Genomic DNA, 1,495 nt, shown 5'->3' on the forward strand with positions numbered 1-1,495 from the left:
TCGCGCCGTGTCTGCTTGCGCTTGCCGTTGTACTCCGCGTCGCCAAAGCTCAGCTGCATCGAGATCGTCCGCTCGGTTCGTTGATCCATTGTGGCAGTATCAGATGGAGTTGTTCAGACCTTCCCTAAGCCTTTGTCACTGGCAACCTATGCATTCCCACTGCTGCCGGGAGATAGCGCGTATTCATGAAGCCGTATCGTCAGGGTGTGGGCATACCCATTTCGGGCAAGCTCACCCCCAATCGTTCCTTAACCTTTCTCAATGCAGCTGTTTCGGCTCTGATGACAACACCAAATCCCCGGAGGCGTGCTTTCGGGTCGGGATTATCAGCATCGAGCCCCCTGACAGTTTCCCTGCTCACCTCGCATGGACACCCAGGTTCATAGCCCGAGATAACCAGCGTAGAGCCGGGAGCATTCGGCCCCTTCGGTACACCGCTCAATTGAAATTCAAGTACGGTGCTCCAAAAGCCGGACGGATTCGAATACTCCTTGCGGCTGGCAAGCCGAAATCCAGATTGTTCGTAAGCCTCAATGTAAGCGCGTTCTAGAGCATTACGCGACATGCCGACGTGTGATGTTCCTCTATAGGCGGGACTAGTCGCGGCGGATGGCTGGTTCATCAGTAACCCCAGGGTCAAGGTGGCAATAACAATCAATCGACGAGCTTGCATGTTGCGGTCTCCGGTTCTTGGGACATCTTGTTCCCTATAACGATTTCAACGGCCGCCGCCCGTCGGGGGCGGCGGCCATCGCTCAGTCGCGCCGCACCACCAGACCTGTCTGCGCAACCAGCAGATCGATCCCGGACACCGTGCCGCCCAGCAGTGCGGCCCATCCAGTGTTTCCCAGTGCCGTTGAGTACGTTCCGGCCGTGGCCGTCCAGTCGATCACGGGTTGGCTAGACGCCCCGAGGTTGACGACGATGTAGCCACCGCCCTGAACGCTTGCGGCAGAGGCCGACGCACCGACAACAATACTCATCGCATTGTCGCGGGGCGGGTTCTTCGACACCACCAGGGTGATGCTCGCACTGGTGGTCAGCTTGCCGTCGCTCACCGAATAGGTGAAGGCATCCGTCCCCGTAAAGCCCTGCTTCGGCTTGTAGGTGTAGCTGCCGTCGCGGTTGCGCGTCAGTGCACCCTTCGACGGATTGGTCAGGCTCAGCGTCAGTGCGTCGCCGTCCGGGTCGTTGACCAGGCAGTCGAAGTCGATCCGCACGCTGCTGCGATGTAACGGGGTCAGGTTAAGGTCCCGGGCCCTTGCAGATCGCCCGCCGTCTCAGATCGCCGGATGCATGCGCTCAACAGCACCGAGGCCATTGCCCAGCAATGCAGCAGCGTGAGTGAGCGAAGCGTGTCATTGTTGCTAGGGCCTGTTAACACATCCGAAGCCCATCAACGGTCAGCACAAAGCTGAGGAATCCAAGGAACATGACGTCCAGCTTCTCGAAGCGTGTGAAAATCCGGCGGTAGCCCTTCAGGCGACGGAATAGT

Annotated in this window: 2 protein-coding genes and 1 pseudogene; all 3 read right to left on the minus strand. The window is 58.9% G+C overall.

The genetic code is table 11. The features are described from left to right. Window positions 1-199: 199 nt before the first annotated feature. A complete protein-coding gene (locus A7D17_RS24285; RefSeq protein ID WP_153042000.1) occupies window positions 200-673 on the minus strand; it encodes a hypothetical protein in 474 nt (157 codons plus the stop codon). A gap of 82 nt (window positions 674-755) precedes the next feature. After that, entirely contained in the window at window positions 756-1,220 is a 465-nt protein-coding gene (locus A7D17_RS19205; protein WP_064510571.1) for an Ig-like domain-containing protein, read from the minus strand. Between the two features lie 157 nt (window positions 1,221-1,377). After that, window positions 1,378-1,495: pseudogene (locus A7D17_RS23775) on the minus strand (IS5-like element ISCARN85 family transposase); the annotation flags it as partial.

The organism is Xanthomonas floridensis, assembly GCF_001642575.1.
Lineage (GTDB): Bacteria > Pseudomonadota > Gammaproteobacteria > Xanthomonadales > Xanthomonadaceae > Xanthomonas > Xanthomonas floridensis.

Excerpts from the sequence above, each read along its gene's own strand:
- A7D17_RS24285 (WP_153042000.1), bottom strand. The coding sequence starts at position 673 with ATGCAAGCTCGTCGATTGATTGTTATTGCCACCTTGACCCTGGGGTTA.